We start from the raw sequence: 22,294 nt of genomic DNA, 5'->3' as shown, positions 1-22,294 counted from the left end.
GGACTGCTATGACAGTTGCAGATAAGACAGTGTTGATTACCGGAGCTTCGTCCGGTATCGGGGAGGCCACAGCGAGGCTGTTGGCGCAGCGAGGGGCCAAGGTGGTGCTGGGCGCTCGCCGCAAGGATCGGCTGGATACAATCGTCAACGACATCGTTCAGGCCGGTGGCCAGGCGGTCGCCATGGCTCTGGATGTGACCGATCGACAGGCCAATAAGGACTTCGTGGCTTTCGCCAAGAAGCAGTTCGGCGGGGTGGACGTGGTATTCCTCAACGCTGGGCTTATGCCTAACTCGCCCTTGTCGGCTCTGCATGTGGACGAGTGGGATAGGACCATTGACGTCAACCTCAAAGGCGCACTGTACGGCATTGCTGCGGCTCTGCCGGAGTTCACCGGGCAGCGACATGGTCAGTTCATCGCCACCTCTTCGGTGGCTGGGCTCAAAGCCTATACTGGCGGAGCGGTTTACGGGGCAACCAAGTGGGGCCTGCGTGATCTGATGGAGGTGCTCAGGATGGAGTCCGCCCAGGAGGGGACGCATATTCGTACCTCTACCATTTATCCGGCGGCCATTAAGACTGAACTACTGGAGACCATCACAGACAAGCAGACCCTGGCTGATATGAACAAGACCTACGACAGCTACCAGATTGATCCCGAGCGGGTGGCTCAGGTGGTGGCCTTTGCCATTGATCAGCCTGAGGATACCAATGTATCGGAATTCACCGTAGGCCCCACCATCCAGCCCTGGTGAATTCCTCTGTCGTTGCCTTCAGTCGCCGTTGGAGGAAAGAAGACGAATGCCGGCTTGGGCCATGGCCTTTCGAGCCTCGACGCCCTGATCCTCGCTGACCGGGACAGTCAGATCCTCGAAGACCGTGACCTGGTAGCCCAGATTCGCGGCATCCAAGGCCGTTTCCTTGACGCAGTGGGATTCGGCGATGCCGACTACATCCACTTGGTCGACTCCCGCTTGCGCCAATGCGTCGGCCAAGGTGACTCCAGATGACTTAGCCGCAGCGAATTCCTCCCTGCTCTGGATCCGATCAGTGTTGTCTTCGATGCCTTCGAATCCAGAGTAAGCGGCGGAATACTGACCTTTTTTGAAGTGATGGGCGATGCCCAGCTCCCGAATTCTGGGATGTAGCTCCGCCCCATGTGATCCGGCCACACCGTGCTTGGGCCATGTGTCCACGAAATCCGGGTGATCGGACCAGTGAGATCCAGGCTCGATGTGCCAATCCTGGGTGGTGGCCATGTAGGCGTAGTCTCCGGCATGACTGTGGACATAGTCGGCAATTTTGCCAGCTGTGGCGTTGCCTCCCTCGACTCCCAGTTCACCTCCTTCGCAGAAGGTCGGTTGAACATCCACGACGATCAAAGCCTTGGACATGGTGATCACTCCCTTGGTCGATGCTGACGGTAGGCAGAGGGAATACCGGTTGAAGCTCCGAAAGCATTCCTCTTACGTATCAGTCTAATTCCCGCAGGTGCGTCGGTCCTCCCGCTTGAGTGCATGTGGACAAATACGGCGGCAAATCAGCATCTTGTGGGCAAGATGATAAAAGGGGTGGCAAGGGTGATCAGACGGGGTAGTGCGAGGCGGATTCATACGGACTTTTGGGGTGTTTGCTTGGTATCCTAAATGCCAGGATTGTACGGGGTGATAGCTGGTGCTTCTGGTCCGCATCTTCCGTACAATGACGGAGCGAGCATCGTTCCAAGGGAGGAGATGCGGGTATGAGGATCAACGAGTTTGGGCAACCTATTGGTGATGCAATTTCGTTCGCCGGAGCCATGATGCCGGAGCCTGTCAACTTGACCGGCAGGACCGTTCTGGTAGTGCCCTTGGACGAAAACCAAGGTGATGCCTTCTATGAGCGGATTTTCGGCCCAGAATGCGACAAATCCATTATGACCTATAGCACTCACGACCTCTACCCTGATAGACCAGCATTCGACTCAGGGTTCGCGTCCATGATTGTAAGCCGGGATCCCCTCTTCTTTGCTATTCTTCGCAAGCCATCTGTACCTGAACTCGTTGTCGGTCAGTCTGCAGGTGCGAAGGACGCGGATATGAGCGAGCATGTGAAGCTTCAAAATTCGTCGGATCTGTTGGGCATGTATGCCTTGCAGCGGATAAGGTCCGACATGGGAAGCGTTGAGATGGGCCACGTTATCTATACCAGGGAGTTGCAGAGAAGCAGACAGGCCACCGAGGCCCAATATCTGATGGCTCAGCATGTCTTCGAGGACTTGGGCTATCGCCGATACGAGTGGAAGTGCGACAGCCTCAACGCGCCCTCCCGGGCGGCCGCGCTGAGGCTGGGATTCAAGGCTGAAGGCCGGTTCAGAAACGATATGGTCTACAAGGGCCGCACTCGGGATACGGATTGGTTTTCCATAATGGATAGTGAATGGCCGGCCGTAAAAGAGCGGTTAGAGACCTGGCTGGATGACACCAATTTCGATCAGGATGGCAGGCAGAAGCGCCGCTTGCAGGACTGCTGAACCATTGCTGATCTGAATGCAGCCGCTTATGATCGCGCTGCTGCGTCCTCGTTAAAGCCGAAATAGGCATTCATGGCTCGGGCTGTGGGAGTGTCATTGCGGTGCATCAGTGCAAGCGGAGCTCCTTCAAACAAGACCTTGCCGCCCGCGCTTCCGGCTCCTGGGCCCATATCGATCACCCAGTCGGCCTGACCGATGAAGCGCAGGTTATGTTCTATGGCGACAACAGTCAGCCCTTTGCTTGCGATGAGTCTACGTAGGAGCGCAATCTGCTGCAGGATATTGGATTCATGCAGGCCGCTGGTGGGCTCATCCAAAATCAGGGTCTCACGAATTCCGTCCTTGAGTAGCCTGGCCAGTTTAAGGCGTTGCAGCTCACCGCCGGAGAGCGTATCGAGGGCCTGCCCAACGGATAGGTACGACAGCCCGACGTCCGCCAGTGCCTTCATGGCTGGCCCCAGCACTTCACGATATTGACGCATGGCCTCGTCGGCAGTCAGTTTCAGCACCTGAGCGATGCTGAGACCGCGATATCTGGCGGACAGAGCCTGTGTTGAATACCTGGTTCCGTGGCAGCTTTCGCAGACAGTGCTGGTGTCGCCCATGTAGGCAATATCCAGAGTGACGACCCCCTTGCCCTTGCAGACTGGACAGGCTCCGGCAGCATTGAATGAGAAGAGTGAGGGGGATTCGCCTGTGGCCTTGGCGAAGGCCTTGCGCAGCGGGTCGAAGACGCCCAAGTATGTCAGCAAGTTGGAACGTCCGCTGGCCTTGATCGGCTTCTGATCCAGGAGTATGGCATCATGCTGTGCCATGAAGCCTTCCCGGATCAGCGTGCTCTTACCCGAGCCGGCCACTCCGGTCACCACAGTCAGCATATGCCGGGGTATTTTGGCGTGGGCTTCTCTGACGTTGTGGGCAGTGACCTTGTCTATTGTATAGAAGCCTTGCGAAGGCACCGCCGGTTCGTTTACAGTGCCTGGATCTGACAGGGCTCTGCCAGTGGTTGTTTCGCTTGCCAGCAGAGACTGATAGCTCCCTTCGAAGACGATCTGTCCCCCTTCTCTGCCTGCTCCTGGCCCCATGTCGACGATATGGTCGGCAATGGCGATGAGCTGGGGGTCATGATCCACGATCACCACTGTATTACCCTTGTCCCGTAAGCCTTTGAAGATTTTCCTGATCCCGGTCAGGTCATGGGGATGCAAGCCAACGCTTGGCTCGTCGAAGATGTAGAGAACGTCATTCAAGGGGCTGTTCAGGCAGTTGGCGATTTTCAGACGCTGTGCCTCTCCTCCTGAAAGCGTAGAGGTGCCACGCTCCAGACTCAAGTAGCCAAGACCAACCGTTATCAGGTTGGCTATCTTTCGCCTTAGGTCCTGCAGAATGATCTCAGCCTGATCGTTATGAATCTTCCCGAGCCAGTCCTTGAGGTCAGCCACGCTCATGGCGGAGCAGTCAGCTATGTTCAGTCCATCGATCCTGGCTGAGCGCACCTTGGCGTTGACCCGAGCCCCTTGACAGTCGGGGCACTGGGCGATTTGTGTAACCTCCTCCAGCTCATGCTGGTATTTGTCGTTGCTCTGGTTGATGAAGGTCTTGGTGATTCTGGGCACCAATCCCTCATACATGGCCGTTTTATGCCACTTGGGGCCAGGGTTTGCCGGTTTTTGCCTCTTGCCGTGGAGCAGGAAGTCGAGGTCATCTCTGGTCCACTCCCGTAGGGGCAGATCATTGTCAAAATAGCCTGAATCCGTATACCTGGTCAGTCTCCAGCCGCCCGGCTGGAAGGTGGGAAAGTTGATAGCTCCCTGGTTCAACGAGAGGCCCATGTTCAGCAGGCGATCAAGCACCAGACTGCGTACAGTTCCCAGACCCTGGCAGGTTGGGCACATTCCCGCAGGATTGTTGAAGGAATACGTCATGGAGTACCCGATGAAAGGCCGGGCCATACGGGAGAACAGCAGGCGCAGGGCGGTATAGATATCGGTGTAGGTGCCCACGGTGGAGCGGGCATTGCCCGAGAGCTGCTTCTGGGTTACGACAATGGAGAAGGGCAGGTTGTCGATGCGGGCGACTTCCGCAGGCTCATACTTGGGCAGGAGCTGTTGAATGTAGGAGCTGTAACTGCGGTTGATCATACGCTGTGACTCGGCTGCCAGCGTGGAAAACACGAGTGACGACTTTCCTGAGCCTGACAGGCCTGTGACCACGGTGATGGCCCGCTTTGGTATGGCCAGCGAGACTTGTTTGAGGTTGTGTGTGGAGGCCCGATCAATAATAATGCATTCGGTCCTCATCGGGCGACTCGCTCCTGGCGCAGCTTGGCGATGAGTCTGTTTGCAAGAGCAGTGAACTCTTCCTGCTCGTCTTTGGACCAGACCTGTCGGGCATCCTCTTCAAGGGTCTTATGTTGTTGATCGATGGTGTTGAGCATGTCCCGGCCATCCTGGGTCAGACTGGTCTTCAGCTCTCGCCGGTCGTGGGCGTCAGGCACCTGCCTGATGTATCCGAGATCGCGCAGCGTGCTGAGGTTCTTGGAGACCTTGGATCGGCTCATGCCAAGCCGTTGGCCAATCTGTGAGGGCATGAACGCTCCCGTGCGTAGGACAGTCAGGATGTCGAATTGCTGCCAGGTGATGTTTCCTGGGTTGACTCTGTTACGCTCTGCCACGAATTCGCACTGCAGATACATAAGAGCGTTATAAAGAGGGGACGGCTCATTTGATTTCATAATAGAAACTATATCATATTGGAAACTATCTGTTGATAGATTGGGCTCATCATGTATCAACGTCAATTCCGCCTGGTTTTCTTGGTCTGCTGAAGAGGTAGGCGGACTTTTCGACTGCATGCCTGAGTGTCGTTTTACTGCAGTCCGATACCGAATACTTACGGATTTCCTTGTGCAAGTCTCACCCCGAGTGGAATTCTGCTGCTTACAGAAAGGCTGTGTATGTGTAGCGACTGATTATCCCTCTATTCATAAAATTTAATGTGAATAGACCTCGGCTCATAGGACATACTAACGGTTTCAAACTGGATCTAATTGATGGTTGGATTGCGCTTCCCACGAGCGGCTCTCCACAGCCGCGAGGCTCTGCAGTGCTCGCTATGATCTTCGAGTTACTGGATCGTCAAGGCAAAGACCAGCCTGCCATTGTTTGAACCTTTATCGCTGCTTATATATTGCGCCGATCTACCTGGAGGGGACTATGCCAGATACCCCTCCAGGCTCATTGTCGCTTGTCTTGTGTTCATCGAGAACTTTTGGCCAGAATTTCTTCCAAGGTCGCATCCGTTTGGCGTATCGTGCATTCTCGATTAGTCATGCCCAAGGGGGCTAAGGCCTTCCGCACCTCGGTCTCACTTCCGTTCATGACCCGTAAGGTTTTCCCATCCAGAGTGACTGGCAGGTTCGCTTGCTTCAACAGTGCAAAGGCATCCCGCCACCTGTTTGTTTGGACCATGATGGAGGAGTGTCCACGTAGGACTTCTTCCAAAGTGCCTTCCGCCTGTGTCCGGCCATGTGAGAGGATCAGACAGCGGTCACACTGTGATGCCTCGCTCATATAATGCGTGGTTACCAATATTCCTACCCCGTTGGCGGCTGTGCGGTGAAGCTCGCGCCACAAACGCATTCGTGATACGGGATCCATTCCCGAAGTGGGTTCATCCAAAACCAGCAGTTTTGGCTGGTGTTCGGCAGCGATGGCATAGGCCAGGAGCCGTTGGGAACCAAGCGGCAGATTTCCGACTGGACGTTTTCCTAAAGAATCAGCATATAGGGCGGTCCATCCGCGCGCTGCTACCTTATAGATATCAGCCGTAAACTGCATATTTTCTCTAGCGTTCAATGCTCGGTAGAGTCCAAGGCCTTGAGGGACATATCCGACAAGACGACGTGTAGAGAAGCCCGGCTTTCCGCCAAACATGGACACCCATCCCTTGTCCATGGTTTCTAGCCCAAGAAGAATCCTGATGAGCGTCGTCTTCCCTGCGCCGTTCCCGCCGATAAGTCCAAATATCTGACCTGAATTGACCTGCAGCGATACCTGATTGAGAGCCGTGAACGATCCAAATTGCTTGGTGATCGACATAGCATTGACGCAGGGTTTGCTGGTATGCATGACGAGTTCTGAAGTCTTGTGGGGCTTATCTGCAGAATCAGATTCCAACGTTGCTGACGCAGAAGCATTGGCATGCTTTTCTTCGTCGGAGAGAAGAAAAGCGATAAATGCATTCTCCAAGTCAAAATCAGTGCGGCGAAAGTTTTGAGGTGTTCTACTGTCCTTTGGTGATGTCCAGATATAGACTGTATTGCCTCTTTGCCAGTTATGGTATGCAAGCTCCGGAGGGCGTGCTTGCAATGAGGACCCGAACGAAGATTGCAGGATCATCGGCTTTCCGATGTCGAGCGTGGCTTCCCATAATTGGCCCGGTGCATCCTTCTGCATAGCTTGCGGATCGCCCACATACAGCGGCTTTCCCTTGTTCATTAGATACAGAGTTGAGGCACGGGCCGCCTCGTCCAAATATGTTGTAGCAAACAGGACAGTTCTACCCTCGACCGCTTGGGATGATATCAGAGCGAGAATGTCTTCGCGACTGGCCGGGTCGACGCCTGTAGTCGGCTCGTCGAGCAGAAGGAGGTCAGGCTCATGCAGTGCTGCCATGATTACACCAAGCTTTTGGCGCATTCCTCCTGACAGCTGTCCTCCTAACCTGTTCCGGGCGCCTATCAATCCTGCGCTTTCAATTAAGTAGTCAATGCGCTCTTGAGCGTGTGCAGGGTTCATGTGGTAGATGCCGGCAACAAACCGCAGATTTTCCAGTACGGTCATGTCACGCCATACTCCTGAATCCGCAGGTTGGTAGCCGATGCGTTCCTTGTCGGGCAGTCCTGTAATCTTCCCGGAAGCTGCTTTTACCCGGCCTGCCAGCAGCTTCAGCAGAGTGGTCTTTCCCGCGCCATCTCCGCCTGTGAAAGCGGTCAGGCTGCCTGCAGAGAATGTCCCTGTGAAGGAATCAAGCGCTTTGACTCCGTCAAAGGCTACACTGACGTCCCTCAATTGAAGACTGTTGTTCTGTCTGCTCATTTTCTTAACGTCCTGATCTTTGCTCATCGTGCCCCTCCTCTAGTGAGTAGGCGGCGCAGTTTCAGCGAGGCGAGAGAAAACAGCACCACTGCTTCAGCGGTCAGTATTGCCACGGGCAGCCACAGCGATTCCCATGTAGACCCGCGCAGCATGATTCCCTGAGCCATCTGATTGAACCAGGTAAGTGGAAGTATGTACCCGATCCATCGAACCGATGCCGCCATGGATTCAAGCGGGAAGATGATGCCGCCAAGCAGCATTTGCGGCATGACCAACATCATCGCCATCTGGACAGCCTGCCCTGAGTTTTGGGATATGGTCGAAATGAAAATGCCCATGCCCAGTACTACGAACAGGAACAGGACTGTTCCCAGCAGAAATATCCAGAAATTACCGCGGAAGGGAATTCCGAATACCCATATACCCAGGATGGTGATGATGGCCATGTCCACCAAGGCAAGCAGGAAGTAGGGGGCTATTTTCCCGACAATGATGCTGAATGGGCGAAGCGGCATAACAGCGAGCTGTTCCAAGGTGCCCTGTTCTCGCTCCCTGACCAGACCGATGCTGGTGATCATGGTGCCGATCAGCGTGATGATCAGTCCGATAAGTCCCGGAATCATGACAAAAGAGGTTTTCAGGTCAGGGTTGAAGAATATCGTCATAGCTGATGTGTTGGCGTCATTTGTAGGAGAGCCGCTGGTTTTCTCTGACATATCGCTGTTCTTTTCCAAGGACAGCTGAGGTCTTGGTGGTGCAGGCTGGCCCTTTGCTGCTGCCTGTTGAGCGGCGAGCTGATACTCCTGAAGTTGCTGCTCGAATTGTCTCATTTTTTCTTGTTGTGTTTTCAGAGCATTCTTTTTGGCTTCCTTTGCGCTCTGCTGCATATCTTCACCGGTGAGTTGCAAAACTGTTTTCCTGGCGGACTGCGCGGCGAATAGACCTGAACCGTCGATGTAGGCATGAGCATCCCTGCCAAGAATTCTGCTCTGCTTATCTGCGGCATCGCCTTTTACGGTGATGACTGCATCTGCCTTTCTGTCTCGCAAGAGAGTCTCGGCGTCGTTTCTTCCATGCATGTGCTCATCTATGCTGGTGATGGTCATTCCATCCTTGTAAGCATCGTATTTTTCCAGCTTTTCAGCGTATTGATTTGCGTTCTCTCCGATGACGATGACCGATACCTTGTCAACTGAGAAATTCGCGGCATAGCCAAAAATGAACAGCAGAAGCACAGGCATGAGAATAAGCATGGCCAGAGTTCTTTTGTCTCGCAAAAGCTCTCTGAACTCTTTGATCATCACGGCTTTCATGTTTCTCCAATCACTCACACTCTCAGATCGGCCTTGATGGCCGTTGTACATTTATTCATCATCGATGAACAAACGGTATGCTAGCACATATTCATCATTGATGAATTCTTGAGTTTCAGCTAGTATTTCCTGTAAGAAATAGAGGATGGAGAAAATGTCAGCCGAGGGAAAGTCACGCACGCGAAAGTCATCTGGAAAGAAGAAGGCAATGCCCGATAAGACGGCGGTAAGGGCTGCTAAGCGTGCAAAGGGGGATTGCTCCCGTAGACAGCGGCGCGGGCGCCCTAGCAGGGCGGAGAATTCCGCTGCACGGGAAAACCTACTTGAAGCGGCCTGCCGAGCTTTCTCCACCAGTCCATTTGATAAGGTCACCATGCGGGGGATAGCCCGAGATGCTGGTTATGACCAAAACCTCCTCTACTACTATTTCGGCAACAAGGATGATCTATTCTCACGATCCGTTGAACGGATAATCTCAAGCAACCAACTTAGGGTTGATTTTGGTCTCGACAAGCAGACTCATAGAGCGCCCTCGCACATTTCGGGAACGAAATTCATGGACCACTTCTTCCGATTTCTAGAGCATTCTCCGTCAGGAGAAACATATATACGTATAGTGCGTAACGCGGCAGGCAATGATCATGTCCTTCACCTTTTGGTGAGCACCATATCTCAGCAACTCGCCAAGGCGCATCCTGAGCCTGCGGATATCGATCATAAAGATGAACGCATGATGCTCATTGCATCGCAGCTGTTCGGGATCGTCGTTTTGCGGTACATATTCCGGTTGGAACCACTGTCTTCCATGCCGGCTCACGAGGTGGAACAAGCCGTTGCGCCAGTGATCGACCATTACCTATATGGTGATATCGATTTTTCGGAGTGAAACTATTTGGCGACTGTGGTTTGATACCGTATTTACTTGCGATAAAGCCATTCCAGTCTTTGCCTGGCTACTGCAGATATAGGTACATTCCTGAATCCATCTTATGCAGGTCAATCATGATTATGTTGAGAATAGTCATCCATATTAAGGCGATAATCTCCGCTCTTTAGACTTTGCCCTGGCTTTATTTCGATGTTGGTCATGGTATTGGGAAGCTTAAAAAAAATAGACCACGATAATAATGGTGACAGCCATCAGCACCGCCAGCATCAATTGATGAAATTCTGACCGAACCGTAGTCTTGAATCAGTTAGCCTCCCTTGCCGGTTATTATCGAGATAAGTTGCTTGAAAAAGACAGTAAGACGTCGTTGGTTTTGTCCTTATTTCTGGTGACTGCCATGAAGAAGAACAAAGATTGATGAGACTAGATATTTATTTGTAGGTATCTGTATGCCTAGTGAACGCAAAAGTGATACTACGACTGTTTTAACTAGTACGAACGCATTTTCTGGCTTCGATGGCTGAGAGAATGCCTCTGCCTATGTAAAAGCAATTACCTTGCTTCAGGCAGAGGCTTCACAGACCCTTGTTTATACGGCACAAGAGTTCGCAACGTACATATAATGAATATGCAAAAATTTATTAGGTGTTCTCCCCTTTAGGACGTTGAGTACCGCAAACTAGCTTTGCTGAACAGAGTTATTGTTGGCGTCGGCAAAAACTTGTTGTAATACTCCCTGTTCCAGATCGTGTATGTTGTATAAATGCTGCATATAATTAAAAGTTTCCTCAAGATTGCCGCGGGCACTTTGCCATCCATTCCCATCGGTAATCCAAATAAATTCAACACCTTCGATTCTTGCAACATCTTGGGCTATGGCTTTGTAGCTACGGGCCGTCTCATTAAGTTTGGAACCCCCTCCGGTATAAAAATTTGTCTCAATCAAAAAGAGCGTGTCGCCTGTGTGAACTACAAAGTCCCAACGTTTGGACGAAGTGCCATGATCAGATATTTCGGAAAGGTCAATATTCCATCGTGCCTCAACCTGGTTGAGCCGCATCTCTGAGAAGTAGGTTACATCCATATTCTCAAGAAAATTTTTGACCAGGTTCTCCATCTGGTGTCCGCCACGGTTTTTCCTGCCGTTGCTATCCAGACCCGTATTAACCCCTAATGCATAGTCAAACAGGTTGTTGGTTAGGTGATGCTGGATGAGATCGAAGAGTCCGGTCTTCTGCATAAACGTTACATATTGGTCGGTACTATACTTCGGATTTTCGAAATCGTATTCATAGACTCCGTCTTCGTCTTGCGTATAGATAATGCTTTGCCGCACTGCAAGGAGCATGGGTACACATTTTAGTATTTCCGGATGAATCTCCAACAAATCCTTAAATTTGGACTCAATGTCTTGTGAACCAATCAGCGAATCCATAAGGCTTAGTTCAGTTTTATACTGAGCCACCCACCTATAAACATTTTCAAAATTAACATAATAATCGTAACGATTGATGCATGGCTTCATGGTGGCGAGCCATTGGTTAAAATCCCGTGTCATTTGTGCTCCGCCTTCTCTAGTCTTTTTTGGGATAAGTTAATGTACGCTTCTTCAGCGTCAATGCCAATATAGCGTCGTCCAAGCTGAACAGCAGCTACGCCAGTTGTCGAGCTACCACAAAAAGGATCCACTATGACATCACCTACCTGTGTAGACGATTCAATTATACGTTCAAGAAGGTAAAGTGGTTTCTGAGTAGGGTGTTTTCCCTGTTTCTTCTCACGAGGCGGTGTTGAAGGCCCCGTCCAAACGTCTTTCATCTGTTTCCCTTCATTCTGTTCTTTCATGAGGGAGTAGTTGAAGTAGTGTTTGGCTTTCTTCTCATCTTTTTTCGCCCATAAGACAGTCTCCGTGCTGTGCGTGAAACAGCGACAGGCAAGATTGGGCGGAGGGTTCGTTTTTTGCCATGTAATATTATTCAGAATCTTAAATCCTTCCTGTTCAAGTGCAACGCCTATGCTGTATATGTTGTGCATAGTTCCGCTGATCCAGATGGTGCCGTTTAGCGTCAGTGCTCTTTTGCAAAGGCGAATCCATGATCTGTTGAACTCATGCTTAGCCTCGAAAGAAGAGGCCTCGTCCCAGCTTCCCTTGTTGACGGAGGCCATTTTCCCTGATTTGCAGGTTATTCCATTATTGCTTAGGAAATAAGGCGGGTCGGCAAAAATCATATCAATCGAATTGGGTCGAACATTTCCCAACGCAGAGAGTGCGTCGTCTAGATAAAGAGCCACAGTATCCGTTGCATACCTGGGCTCTGCGCTGCCTTGTAATAGATCAGAGACTCTCATGCAATCCTTAGTAGTTCGAGATGAGGACCTCTGAGGCAGAACGCTTAGAGGCATTGCTATTGATGTTTCTCTTTACTCCTAAAGTCTCGATACGGTAGCCCTGATAAAGTTCACGAACAAGTTCCACGTCGTTATTGCTAAGTAACACTTTTACGCCCTGAGAATCGAGTTTCCTAAACAGGTTTGCCAATCGCATGTGATCTTCGAGGGTAAAGCCATCTTTCGTGTAGCTCGTAAAATTCGACGTTGTACTTGCTGGTACGTATGGAGAATCGAAATAGACGAAATCGCCAGGACGTATGTCGTAGCAGGCTTGAGCAAAATCACCTTTCCGGATCTGAATATCAATCTTGTTGAGATAACTACTGATGTTTACAAGGCTTTCCGGATCGATAGAAGCACCAGACTTTTTATTATTGTAAGGCACATTGAAGAACCCCCTGGCATTGACCCTATATAAGCCGTTGAAGCAATGCTTATTAAGCCAAATCATGAGTGCCGCGCACTCGGCATCAAGTTCATGTTTGGCTATCTTTTGATTGTATCGACAACGTAGCTTTAAATAATATTCCTTATCACACGTGACAGCATCGAAGCTGGATACAGCGGCTATCACTTGTTCGGTGTTCTTCTTTAGCGCTTTATAGGCGTTTATCAGCTGTTCATTGACGTCGTTGATTACTGCCTTCTTTGGCTGAGAGTCAAGCAGCAAAGCACCTCCTCCAACAAACGGCTCATAGTAGGTTCCATAGACAGCAGGCATCCTGTCCTCAAGCTTTTCAAGAAGCTGCTTTTTCCCGCCTGCCCACTTTACAAACGGATGCATCTTCAAGCCTGTCATAATTCCCTTTTCTGTCTATATGGTGAGTTGCTCAAAACTCAAATGAGCGCGCAGATTTCACATAACTCTGCAACTCCTACTGTATGTTAACTAGTTGATTGTATGATTCTCGGTCTTCGAGTAAAAGCAATTTCTGTAGAGGCATATATCATCACTTGGTCGTGTTCAGAGTTAGAAGAGATGAATATTGTAATTGAACGTTAAAAAAGACCAGCCCCCCCCCCCCCCTGATAATGATCGGATTTAGGCACGTGATGCCATGTCTGGCTTGACAGTGGAACAATACGACGACATATACGCCTACGATGCCATTGTGGTCAATGACCCGTCGGTACTGATAAGATCAAGCGTCGAATTTCTACTGATTCAAGCAAGCGTCTTCGGCATCTAGAAGGTGGACATGCAGACTGTCACGCTTGCAGCCAAGCATCAGGAAAGTGATGACATGGGTCGCGCAGGTCATAACGATGCAGCGGTTCATATCGTGCTTGAAGAGCAGAGTCTGAACGGGTATATAACCCTACCTGTTTAGGACCAGATCCTTGCCCTCATATCCTTGTATGCCTTTAGGACTGTGCTGACGGTCAGCACAGTCAAGCTGCTGGGTATTCAAAGTCGGTAATGCAGCCAGCGTGGATGATGACCGGTACGACAGCTGCAACCTCGGGTTCAAACCTATCGCTGCTCACTAGCGACTTCCCATACATGTCCCGCAAGATCTATCGGTGGCTTTCGACAAACAGGACTTTCAACCTCATACCGTACTGATCAAGCTAAAAGAGTCTGACTGGCCGAAGATGGGATTTGCTGGTAACCTGCGCGGGAACAAGACTGGTCTTATTCGTGGCCACCAATGAGCAGCAGAAAATGAGGTTAAGTACGAACTGCGCTATGGTCAACGAGGGTGTCATGTCAGTCCGCTTATTCATCATACGGCCCTCCTGGTTTTGCTGCGGTCTTTATGCCGTCGATCATGAATATCTCGGATTGTGAGCCCGGCTACTACCAAGGCGCAGGGTTCAGACTCGGGAAGGTGTATTCCTGAGGCGACGAAGGACACCAGGGCCTTCACCTTTGAGGACATCGTCCTAGGACTACCTACAGGATGACCTATTTGGTCCTGGAGGTGATAGTTGTAGACCGTTCCAGCCAAGTCGGCTGCGCCATAGCGGCGCTCTTGGCCATGATCTTACTTGGTGATGCTGGTGACCAGCCGAAGCTTAGATCGCATAGGTATGGTCTCTTCAATGAAGAGTTCAGAGTGATCTGGCCGAGTTGTGCAGACCATGCTTCATCTTGACAGCTGAGTCCAGCTTTTAATAATGTGGCAAGCTATATTTTTGAAGGGCAGGAAAATGAATCCTTAATTGTCTGGGCAACTGCTTGAGCAGCTGGTCAAAATAGCTAGCACCCTGCTGAAAAAGCACATGGGTGAGTGGTGCGGAGCATCTTTCCTAATTTGACCGGTCTGCAGTTTGCAACGGTCTATTATCTGTATGAGCATGACGGTCTGGGGCGACGTAGAAGACAGTAACCGACAGGTTCCGTTTGAGCCATCCCACGGTTCGGGGGGAGTTATCAAACAGCTGGTCAAGGCAGGGTGGCTACGATAAAGCCGCAGGCTGATGACCGAAGTCAGATGTCTGATCTCACTGGATATGCACGGAAGGACCTGAACGCTCACCAGGTCGAAATCCGGCATGCATTGGAGGCTACAGGCAAGCTCGCCTTGAATGGGTTCGATGAGCAGGAAAGCAGACTGCTGTTCGGCTACCTGGAACGGCTTATTAAGAACATAGCATCCTGATCTGCTTTTATTTGGATCAAGCCGGCTTCAGACCGAGCCGGTGAAGGACGGGGAAGATGCGGTATGAATAAGGATGGCGGCAAGGAGGAAGGCAGCATATGCGGGGCTGAGGGGAAGTTGCACCGCGATGATGGGCATGCTTCTGGCTGGGGCCTTTCTTGGCTTGATGGCGGAGACTTTCCTTAACAATGTTCTGTCCACTATCAAGACGGAATTCCATTTTCCCCAATCCGCCGCACAAATGGCTGAGCACCTCTTCTCTACTGGTGAGGGGGGCTGATAATACTCGTATCAGCCTGGGTGTTTTTCAACTTTTCGTCTAGGCAGACCTTCATGGTCGTGATGGCAATTTTCCTGACTAGCTACCTGGTCTGTGTCTTCTCCGAAGGGCATTTTCCGCTGCTGTCGGCTGGCAGAATAATCTAGGCTGTGGCCGCTGGATCGTTGATTCCTTTCATTCAGAATGTGGTGCTGTTGCTTTTCCTCCGGATAGGCGCGGTGTGGCTCTAGGCCTGGTGGTGGCTTTGGGTCCTACGGTTGGCCCACGCTTTCCGGGTTTGTTTTGGAGCACCGATCTTGGAGAGTCTTGTTTGTTTTGCTCGCCGCCTTGAGTGCTGCGATCCTGGTGGCATCGTTCTTCTTGGTCTAACACGGTCAATCGCCAGGTGGAGACTCGGCTGAACGTGTGCCTTCCGGGGGTATATTCCTGCCTGGGTTGCGGGCTCCTTCTGTGCGCCCTGTCTGCTATTGGGGACGCGGGGAGCGCGTCAGTACTTGACCTGGGATTGTTTCTGGCTGGCCTGCTGGTAGTGGTTCTGTTCTGTCAGCGTCAGCTGCATCTGGAACCTCCGCTGGTGAATTTGCGTGTCTTCACGAACACCATCTTCAATCTGACCAGTCTGCTAAGCACCCTGAGCAACATTGCCATGGTTGGGGTGTAGCCGGTCTTCCCCTGTATTTGTAGAACACGCACGGGCAAGCGCGCTCACCTCAGGTCTAGTCATGCTGCCAGGAGACATCGTCATGGGCATATTCAACTCCCTCTCTGGTCTGATCTATCAAAGAATAGGCGCGAGGAAGATTTTACTTTCGAGATACACGGTGCTATTGGCCGGAACCTTGCCGATGATATGGTTCGGCACCGCTACCAGTCTTATTGTGATTGCCTGTTGTTATGCTCGGCGCCTGGCAAGAGTGGCGCTGGTCATGATGACTACCTCCGCCGAGGGCATCAACGCCCCTGCCGCAGGAACTCACGACCCATGGCAGAGTGACTGCCTCAACTGTCTGCTAGGCGGGCGGATCGCTGGGCACAGCCGCAGCCATAATGATCGTGACCATCGGCGCAGAACGATGAAGCCTCAACGGAGCTGCGCAAGCCCAAGTCCTCAACCAGGGCTACCAGTAGGCCTTCATCTTCCTCATACTCATAGTCCTGATCGGCATATGCGTTTCGTAAGTCACATAAATCTGAAGTTAGGCAGGAGGAGTCTATTTAATGTTTGGCATACAGGTTATGACCACATGGAATCAGATAGCCTTCTACTGGGTGAAGACCGTGGACCGTAGAGCTGGAGAAGATGTTGCCTCAATTCTTTATTGGGTAGAGTTGCAAGAATTTATATAAGTTTGAATAGTGGAGCAACTTGAAAATGTGAGTTGTGGTTTATTTAATCCAAATCAGATCCATGCATAATTTTTCATTAATATATGGAATTGAACCATCTGATTTCTAGAATCAGAATGTCTCAATCATGATGGGAAGAGTGGTCGAAGGCTGCCGTATGACGGATACTTTCGCTTTATTAACTGGAGGTATTTCACTACTTTTTATTTGGACCAATTATTACAAGGTTTGCTTCTTGAGTATGTAATATAGGACGAAGAACTTGTAGATCATAGAACAATTTAGCGAGCAGAGATGTCTATTGTTTTGTCTTATTCGGTTATATTCGTTGCGGCCAGCGGAGCAAGTTGGACTGATACGTTCCAGGCTTGGGGTTCTATAGCCAGCGCTGCAATTGCTGGATTTTCATTGATTGCCAGTGTATGCTGCTATTTCGCAGGCAAGCACAACGATAGAATCGCGCAAGAGCGCAATGACGCGAAGCGCATATCTGTGTGGGGAGTCGCATCCTTTGAGAATGGTTATTGTGGAGCCCTGATCAGGAATGCCTGCCCCTATCCGGCAGAAGACTTTTCCCTAAGGCAGGATGATAATAGAAAGGAGCTGCGTTTAGAAATTTTGCCTCCAGGTACTTGGTTTTCGCAAAAAAATGAGGACAACCGTTGGGAAGGCTGTTTCCCGGTCATCAAGGATGAGTCAGCGCCATCGGGTTATGCCATTGAAAAAGAAGGCAAAAGGTTCGCTTTGCAGAACGCCGTTGCAGATCAGTATGGTAACCCTCTGCATTTCAGTTGGCAGTTTGCGCTAAATGAAAAGGGCAAGTGGACTAATAGGAATGGCGAGTTGACGTTTGCAAAATAGGCAGTCAATCAGCTGTCTGAATATCGAATTCATGCGACTTCATTAGTAATGCGGAAAGGCACCTCGAAATGTATACGGTAAAAAGCATAACCATTGATGGTTCAGATATAAAGCGTGGTGTTGAGGCAGTCGATGAAAACAACACCCTGCTAAGTACGTTAACAAACACAAAGCAACGAGTCGTGTTCATATATGGATCTGCTGAAAACCTTTATCTCGGCTCGGTAAAGGGTTTTTTTAGTTCTGACTTTCAGGACCCCGCTACTCTGGAAAGTAAGAATCGCAGCGTATCCAGTGCGCACTATTCCTTGCTTGTAGTGGCTTACGGTCCAGATGTCGACATTTCCTATAAGGAACTGGTAACTGATTTATATCTTGAACTCGACTCCGACACGCATAGCGGGAAGTATCGTAAAAGCAAGCGTGTCATTCTGTCTCGGGATACTGATTTTTCGCTAATGGCCAGTCCTAATCTTATACGCAAGAACAAGAACTGGCAAAAGGTGGCGGACCGGGATAACAAGGATTTGCCTACAAACTATCCGGAGATTCTGAGAGACATCTGGCATGCATTGTTTAGGAATGGGCATGGCTATGTGAGCAGATCAACCTCGACAGGGGTTGATAAAGCTCTTTTGCAGAAATACTCACCTTCGGTTTCTCTAGATTTGCGGCAGAGGTGTGTGATTGATGACATATGCTTCAAACATGAAAATACTGATCATGTCATTTTCGGAGGGGCGGGCACGGGTAAAACGCTTTTGATGATCCAAGCCGCAGATCGATTATCAAAGGTGTATAAGAAATCCACTTACTTGGTTACCCAAGGCAACTGCGCCACTGAATTCAAACAACTGGTCCGTGAGACCGGAAACGGGGACGTTCGGCTGGATAGTCTCGTAGGATTCACTGCAAAAATAGCAGATGATCTATTGTATGGTCTGCTGCCTAAGCCATTTGTCAATACGGTATTCGTTGATGAGGCACATAATTTGCCCAGCTTTAGGAAGGGCCAGTATGGGAAAACCAGTTTCGGTTTCCGGCAGGACGCTTGGGGCTATAGTCCGAAGGAAAACTTGAAAAAAGGCAAGCCCAAGAAAGCGAAGAACCTTCGTCAGCTCTTCAATGCTCCTCCAATAGGTCCAGAAGATGAGCAGCAAGGCGGAATTAAGGATTACGTGGATTTTCTTATTTTTTTGAAAAATCATGGCTATATCAATCAAATAGTCATCTGCTATGACGGGGATCAATGGGTATACAGCGGTTCAGTGGCAAGAACAGATCCGTTCCAAGTTTCAGAAGGGTCTGGTATAGCCACGTATCATGGACATGAATTTCGTGAACATCGACTTTATGCTCAATATAGAATCTTGTCGGAATCGGGCGAAAGCGACAAGGGCACAGATTTTGTAACCGGCATAAGGACATTCTTGCAGTTAGAACCGCCAACAAGAACATTCAACAGGAGTGTTTTCCAAGACTGCGAATTTGGCGGAGAACAAATTTGGAAAGAAAACCCAAACCCTAGCTATTTTGGCATAGTCAATTCGATAAAAGAGCTCTTTGATTATATAAATATTATGCATGAAAAGCATCCGGGATCACATAACAGGGTTGTGGCTGGATATGCTAGATACTGGGATAAAACGCATATCGATCCTTCTTTGAATTATGAAGACAGGCTCGCTCGCAAGGTTTGGTTCGATGATGCTCCATCCGATAAAGGTGGCAAAAACCAGGGTTGGGCATGGAATAACAAGAAGGAAGGTTTCGTATTCGATGAAGCATTGGAAGAAGTACACAGAGCGCAGGTAGGATCAATTTTCTCTGTTCAGGGAATTGATTTAAATTATGTCGGCGTCATCATCGCAGAAGACATTAAATATGATAAGGCTACTCATACGATCGTCGGAGTACCGAAAAACTATAAACACAGAATGGGAATAGTGCCAATGGGACTAAGACGCACAGATCCTAGTAGATTTAAGCAAGACTTCAATAAGCAGATTCGCGGTAGTTATTATACGCTCATGACCAGAGGCATAAACGGGGTCAGATTCTATTTTATGGATGACGACATGAAACAATATTTCCTGGAATTTATGGGGATTCAGCCGCCAGCTGCTATACGCCACTAAGACATCTGCTGTGGATTTGGAGTGGCCTTTCAGGCTTGATGTTAGATTTAGCTTCACTCTCACTGATTGAACTGCAGTTTGCCGGTGTTGTGAATAGCGACACTTGAATAGGTAGGCATCTTTACCTGGCGTGACGAAAGTGTAGGCGTTCGGAGCGGCACCATACAAGTTGCTTGGTCTGTGTGCCTATTGCTGTTTCCTTTGTCGGCTTCCATGCCTTCAAGGAACTTCTCATGTTCGTTCTTGGTAACGTCTTGGTAGGGCATGGCTGTGATGACCTGTGTATGTCATTCTTGCGCTATGACTGCCTTGAGGCTATTTGTGTGCGTAGCCACCTGGTTAGAGCCTGGTTGCGCAGGTCGTAAAGCTGTAGTTTCCGTTTCTCTAGCCTGTGTACTGCTTTGCGCGCGCCCTGTATCAGGCCATTCCTTACTGACTGAGTAATGCCAGCGTATGGGAATGCTTGCCGGTGCACAGGTGGCTCTCCTACATATATGTCGAGGTGCCGTTTAATATAAAAGGACCAAGATTGGTGGTAGTGATAGATTACACACGCTGCCAGGCGTTTTGTGTTGTCCACGGTCACGATTTGCCCATCTGCATAGCTGTTTCAGAGTCGTTTAGCTGTTTTCAGCTTGCGTCTCGAGACCTAGTGTGAAGCGACTAATGATCCACTTAAACAGTCCTGGCAATTTGGAGTAAGCATCGACTGGTGGCTGGTAACGTGCCTCGATGTACTTGCGACCCGACTTTCTGTCGATGCGCAAGGGCATTGAACCGCTCCTTCTGCGCTTAGCTGGTTTACTCATGACCGTCTCCAGTCATCGTGCTCTATCGCCTTTATAAGGGCAGTTAGGTGTTGCCGGAGTAATCGCATGAACCCGGCCACCTTATTCACGACCTAACTTATCGCTTTTCACGTTATTAAATGAAACTAAACGAAACGATGGGGTGGAGGGTGAATCCCCGAGAAAACTTGTGATATCAACATTTTAACATAAGAAAAGGGTTCCGGTATTAAACCAGGAACCCTTGCTGGCGGAGGATACGAGATTCGAACTCGTGAGGGCGTGAACCCAACACGCTTTCCAAGCGTGCGCCATAGACCACTAGGCGAATCCTCCAAGGCTGCAATGAATGGGGTCGTAGTCTATGTGACCCTGATCAAGGCAACTAAGAAATAGTAACACAGGGCGGGGATTGCAGGCCAGTCCAGACGTGTCGCCGGCAGTTCCCACCCTGTACTTGCATTACTTGATCTGATCCATGGAAAGGCCAAGAGCCTCAGCCACGCGCTGGCCGTAATCCGGGTCGGCCTGGTAGAACTGCCTGGTCTCGAGAACCTGGATCTCCTTGTCATCGACAGAGCCCAGGTTGTTCTTGATGGTCTGGATCAGACGGTCCTTCTCCTCCGGGCTCATCAGCCTGTAGAGGCGGCCGGCTGCAGAGTAGTAGTCCTTGTCATAGGGGCGGGAGTACTCGGTTTGTCCTTGGACAGCATCGCCATGCATACGGGCATCGTTGTCCTCCACGGGACCGCCCTTGCTGTTGGGCTCGTAGTTGACCGATCCGTCCTGCCCCTGGGACATGAACCCATCGCGCTCGTAGTTGTGGACCTCATTGACTGGGCGGTTGATGGGCAGCTGTTCGTAGTTGGCGCCTAGGCGGTAACGTTCTGCGTCCTTGTATCCGAACAGGCGGCCCTGCAGCAGCTTATCGGGTGAAGGCTCGATGCCGGGCACGAAGTTGGCGGGGGAGAAGGCCGCCTCTTCCACATCATCGAAATAGTTGGTCGGGTTGGTGTCCAGCACGAACTCGCCTATCTCAATGCGCGGATAGTCCTTCTTGGAGACGACCTTGGTCACGTCGAAGATATCGTCCTTGTAGTCCAGGCCCTCCTGGTAGGGCAGGATCTGCACGCAGACCTTCCACTTGGGGTAGTCGCCCTTGTCGATGGCATCGTAGAGATCGTGCAGGAGGAAGTCCGTGTCCTCGGAGGCGACCTTGGCGGCGGTCTCATCGGTCATATTCTTCACGCCCTGTTCGCTCAGGAAGTGGTACTTGACCCAGAACTGCTCGCCTTTCGCATTGACCCACTTGAAGGTGTGGCTTCCGTAGCCGTTCATATTTCGGTAGCTGGCAGGGTTGCCCCTGTCGCCCATCAGATAAGTCACCTGGTGAACAGACTCGGGGGAGTGCGACCAGAAGTCCCACTGCATCTCCTGGCTGCGCAGGTGGGTGGCCGGGTCGCGCTTCTGCGAGTGGATGAAGTCGGGGAACTTCAGGGGGTCATTGACGAAGAAAATGGGAGTGTTGTTGCCCACCACGTCGTAGTTGCCCTCCTGGGTGTAGAAGCGCAGGGCGAAGCCTCGCACGTCACGCAGGGTGTCGGGATAGCCGGATTCGCCGGCCACCTGGGAGAAGCGCAGCAGGATGGGTGTGGTCTTGCCTGCACCGTTGAATACGTCGGCCTTGGTGTAGGCGCTCATGTCCTTGGTCAAGGTGAAGGTTCCCTTGGCTCCGGCACCCTTGGCGTGGACTACACGCTCTGGTATGCGCTCGCGGTTGAAGTGGGCCAGCTTTTCGAGGAGCTGGTAGTCCTGCATGAGGATAGGTCCGCGGGTGCCTGCCGTCTGGCTATGGTTGTTATCTGCCCAAGGCTGCCCTTCGTTGGTGGTGAGTTTGTCGTTCATGTCTGCTCGATTCCTCTCACATCTATGAGTTTTGCGATTGACAGTCCCAAGCTGGCCAGGTCTGCGACCCAGCTCCTGGTTAACCACTCGATCGCTGATAGCAGAACTCTTGATAAAATCCTGCTATTCTCCACCGTATCTGACAGGGGATGAAGTTGGTGGATA

16 protein-coding genes and 1 tRNA gene are annotated in these 22,294 nt (G+C 50.7%); 6 read left to right on the top strand and 11 right to left on the bottom strand.

The genetic code is table 11. The annotated features are described in order from the left end of the window. Positions 1-8: 8 nt before the first annotated feature. Positions 9-755 carry an SDR family oxidoreductase gene (locus LPC22_RS04845; protein WP_229132808.1) on the top strand — a complete coding sequence of 249 codons (747 nt, stop codon included), beginning with the start codon at positions 9-11 and terminating at the stop codon, positions 753-755. 18 nt (positions 756-773) lie between these two features. On the opposite strand, the gene LPC22_RS04840 is transcribed toward LPC22_RS04845, so the two are convergent. After that, positions 774-1,394, bottom strand: a complete 621-nt coding sequence (locus tag LPC22_RS04840; protein WP_229132806.1) for an isochorismatase family protein — start codon at positions 1,392-1,394, stop codon at positions 774-776. 347 nt (positions 1,395-1,741) lie between these two features. Here LPC22_RS04840 and LPC22_RS04835 point away from each other — a divergent pair, with 347 nt between their 5' ends. Next, positions 1,742-2,512 (top strand): GNAT family N-acetyltransferase, encoded by a 771-nt coding sequence (locus tag LPC22_RS04835; RefSeq protein WP_229132804.1) that lies wholly within the window; start codon positions 1,742-1,744, stop codon positions 2,510-2,512. A 26-nt stretch (positions 2,513-2,538) separates the two neighbouring features. Here LPC22_RS04835 and LPC22_RS04830 read toward each other — a convergent pair whose 3' ends face one another. The 5 genes from LPC22_RS04830 to LPC22_RS04810 form a co-directional block, all read right to left on the bottom strand. Then, entirely contained in the window at positions 2,539-4,812 is a 2,274-nt protein-coding gene (locus tag LPC22_RS04830; RefSeq protein WP_229132802.1) for an ATP-binding cassette domain-containing protein, read from the bottom strand. Beyond that, complete coding sequence (locus LPC22_RS04825; RefSeq protein WP_229132800.1) at positions 4,809-5,207, bottom strand: MarR family winged helix-turn-helix transcriptional regulator; 399 nt, start codon at positions 5,205-5,207, stop codon at positions 4,809-4,811. Before LPC22_RS04825 ends, LPC22_RS04830 begins: the two co-directional genes overlap by 4 nt. 562 nt (positions 5,208-5,769) lie before the next feature. Then, positions 5,770-7,638: an ATP-binding cassette domain-containing protein gene (locus LPC22_RS04820; RefSeq protein WP_229132798.1), complete on the bottom strand. Its 1,869-nt coding sequence runs from the start codon at positions 7,636-7,638 to the stop codon at positions 5,770-5,772. After that, complete coding sequence (locus LPC22_RS04815) at positions 7,635-8,924, bottom strand: ABC transporter permease (protein ID WP_229132797.1); 1,290 nt, start codon at positions 8,922-8,924, stop codon at positions 7,635-7,637. Before LPC22_RS04815 ends, LPC22_RS04820 begins: the two co-directional genes overlap by 4 nt. 51 nt (positions 8,925-8,975) lie before the next feature. After that, positions 8,976-9,296 carry a hypothetical protein gene (locus LPC22_RS04810; RefSeq protein WP_229132795.1) on the bottom strand — a complete coding sequence of 107 codons (321 nt, stop codon included), beginning with the start codon at positions 9,294-9,296 and terminating at the stop codon, positions 8,976-8,978. A 1-nt stretch (position 9,297) separates the two neighbouring features. Between LPC22_RS04810 and LPC22_RS08410 the strand changes: the two genes are divergently transcribed. Then, the gene (locus LPC22_RS08410) at positions 9,298-9,810 is read left to right on the top strand and encodes a TetR/AcrR family transcriptional regulator (RefSeq protein ID WP_308443381.1); all 513 of its coding nucleotides are present in this window, start codon (positions 9,298-9,300) and stop codon (positions 9,808-9,810) included. A 682-nt stretch (positions 9,811-10,492) separates the two neighbouring features. On the opposite strand, the gene LPC22_RS04800 is transcribed toward LPC22_RS08410, so the two are convergent. From LPC22_RS04800 to LPC22_RS04790, 3 genes are read right to left on the bottom strand one after another with little or no spacing between them, the layout of a single operon-like run. After that, positions 10,493-11,371, bottom strand: a complete 879-nt coding sequence (locus LPC22_RS04800) for a type II restriction endonuclease (RefSeq protein WP_229132791.1) — start codon at positions 11,369-11,371, stop codon at positions 10,493-10,495. Continuing rightward, positions 11,368-12,162 (bottom strand): DNA-methyltransferase, encoded by a 795-nt coding sequence (locus LPC22_RS04795; RefSeq protein ID WP_229132789.1) that lies wholly within the window; start codon positions 12,160-12,162, stop codon positions 11,368-11,370. Before LPC22_RS04795 ends, LPC22_RS04800 begins: the two co-directional genes overlap by 4 nt. A gap of 7 nt (positions 12,163-12,169) precedes the next feature. After that, positions 12,170-13,003 (bottom strand): DNA adenine methylase, encoded by an 834-nt coding sequence (locus LPC22_RS04790; protein ID WP_229132787.1) that lies wholly within the window; start codon positions 13,001-13,003, stop codon positions 12,170-12,172. A 1,639-nt stretch (positions 13,004-14,642) separates the two neighbouring features. Between LPC22_RS04790 and LPC22_RS04785 the strand changes: the two genes are divergently transcribed. From LPC22_RS04785 to LPC22_RS04775, 3 genes are all read left to right on the top strand, one after another. Continuing rightward, positions 14,643-14,810: a hypothetical protein gene (locus tag LPC22_RS04785; RefSeq protein WP_229132785.1), complete on the top strand. Its 168-nt coding sequence runs from the start codon at positions 14,643-14,645 to the stop codon at positions 14,808-14,810. A 1,921-nt stretch (positions 14,811-16,731) separates the two neighbouring features. Continuing rightward, a complete protein-coding gene (locus LPC22_RS04780; protein WP_229132783.1) occupies positions 16,732-17,298 on the top strand; it encodes a hypothetical protein in 567 nt (188 codons plus the stop codon). A 68-nt stretch (positions 17,299-17,366) separates the two neighbouring features. Further along, on the top strand, positions 17,367-19,436 hold the full coding sequence (locus LPC22_RS04775; protein ID WP_229132782.1) for a DNA/RNA helicase domain-containing protein: 2,070 nt from the start codon (positions 17,367-17,369) through the stop codon (positions 19,434-19,436). A 1,036-nt stretch (positions 19,437-20,472) separates the two neighbouring features. Here the strand turns inward: LPC22_RS04775 and LPC22_RS04770 are convergent. Both LPC22_RS04770 and LPC22_RS04765 read right to left on the bottom strand, forming a co-directional pair. Next, positions 20,473-20,560: transfer RNA gene (locus LPC22_RS04770), tRNA-Ser, on the bottom strand. 126 nt (positions 20,561-20,686) lie between these two features. Then, entirely contained in the window at positions 20,687-22,129 is a 1,443-nt protein-coding gene (locus tag LPC22_RS04765; RefSeq protein WP_229132780.1) for a catalase, read from the bottom strand. Positions 22,130-22,294 lie beyond the last annotated feature (165 nt).

Source organism: Bifidobacterium mizhiense, assembly GCF_020884755.1.
In the GTDB taxonomy this organism is placed as follows: domain Bacteria; phylum Actinomycetota; class Actinomycetes; order Actinomycetales; family Bifidobacteriaceae; genus Bombiscardovia; species Bombiscardovia mizhiensis.
This window is presented reverse-complemented; position numbering and strand designations above follow the sequence as displayed.

Coding starts and splice junctions, on each gene's coding strand:
- LPC22_RS04840 (WP_229132806.1), bottom strand. CDS start 1,394: ATGTCCAAGGCTTTGATCGTCGTGGATGTTCAACCGACCTTCTGCGAA.
- LPC22_RS04780 (WP_229132783.1), top strand. CDS start 16,732: ATGTCTATTGTTTTGTCTTATTCGGTTATATTCGTTGCGGCCAGCGGA.
- LPC22_RS04845 (WP_229132808.1), top strand. CDS start 9: ATGACAGTTGCAGATAAGACAGTGTTGATTACCGGAGCTTCGTCCGGT.
- LPC22_RS04830 (WP_229132802.1), bottom strand. CDS start 4,812: ATGAGGACCGAATGCATTATTATTGATCGGGCCTCCACACACAACCTC.
- LPC22_RS04825 (WP_229132800.1), bottom strand. CDS start 5,207: ATGTATCTGCAGTGCGAATTCGTGGCAGAGCGTAACAGAGTCAACCCA.
- LPC22_RS04815 (WP_229132797.1), bottom strand. CDS start 8,924: ATGAAAGCCGTGATGATCAAAGAGTTCAGAGAGCTTTTGCGAGACAAA.
- LPC22_RS04785 (WP_229132785.1), top strand. CDS start 14,643: ATGTCTGATCTCACTGGATATGCACGGAAGGACCTGAACGCTCACCAG.
- LPC22_RS04795 (WP_229132789.1), bottom strand. CDS start 12,162: ATGAGAGTCTCTGATCTATTACAAGGCAGCGCAGAGCCCAGGTATGCA.
- LPC22_RS04800 (WP_229132791.1), bottom strand. CDS start 11,371: ATGACACGGGATTTTAACCAATGGCTCGCCACCATGAAGCCATGCATC.
- LPC22_RS08410 (WP_308443381.1), top strand. CDS start 9,298: ATGCGGGGGATAGCCCGAGATGCTGGTTATGACCAAAACCTCCTCTAC.
- LPC22_RS04835 (WP_229132804.1), top strand. CDS start 1,742: ATGAGGATCAACGAGTTTGGGCAACCTATTGGTGATGCAATTTCGTTC.
- LPC22_RS04820 (WP_229132798.1), bottom strand. CDS start 7,638: ATGAGCAAAGATCAGGACGTTAAGAAAATGAGCAGACAGAACAACAGT.
- LPC22_RS04765 (WP_229132780.1), bottom strand. CDS start 22,129: ATGAACGACAAACTCACCACCAACGAAGGGCAGCCTTGGGCAGATAAC.
- LPC22_RS04775 (WP_229132782.1), top strand. CDS start 17,367: ATGTATACGGTAAAAAGCATAACCATTGATGGTTCAGATATAAAGCGT.
- LPC22_RS04790 (WP_229132787.1), bottom strand. CDS start 13,003: ATGACAGGCTTGAAGATGCATCCGTTTGTAAAGTGGGCAGGCGGGAAA.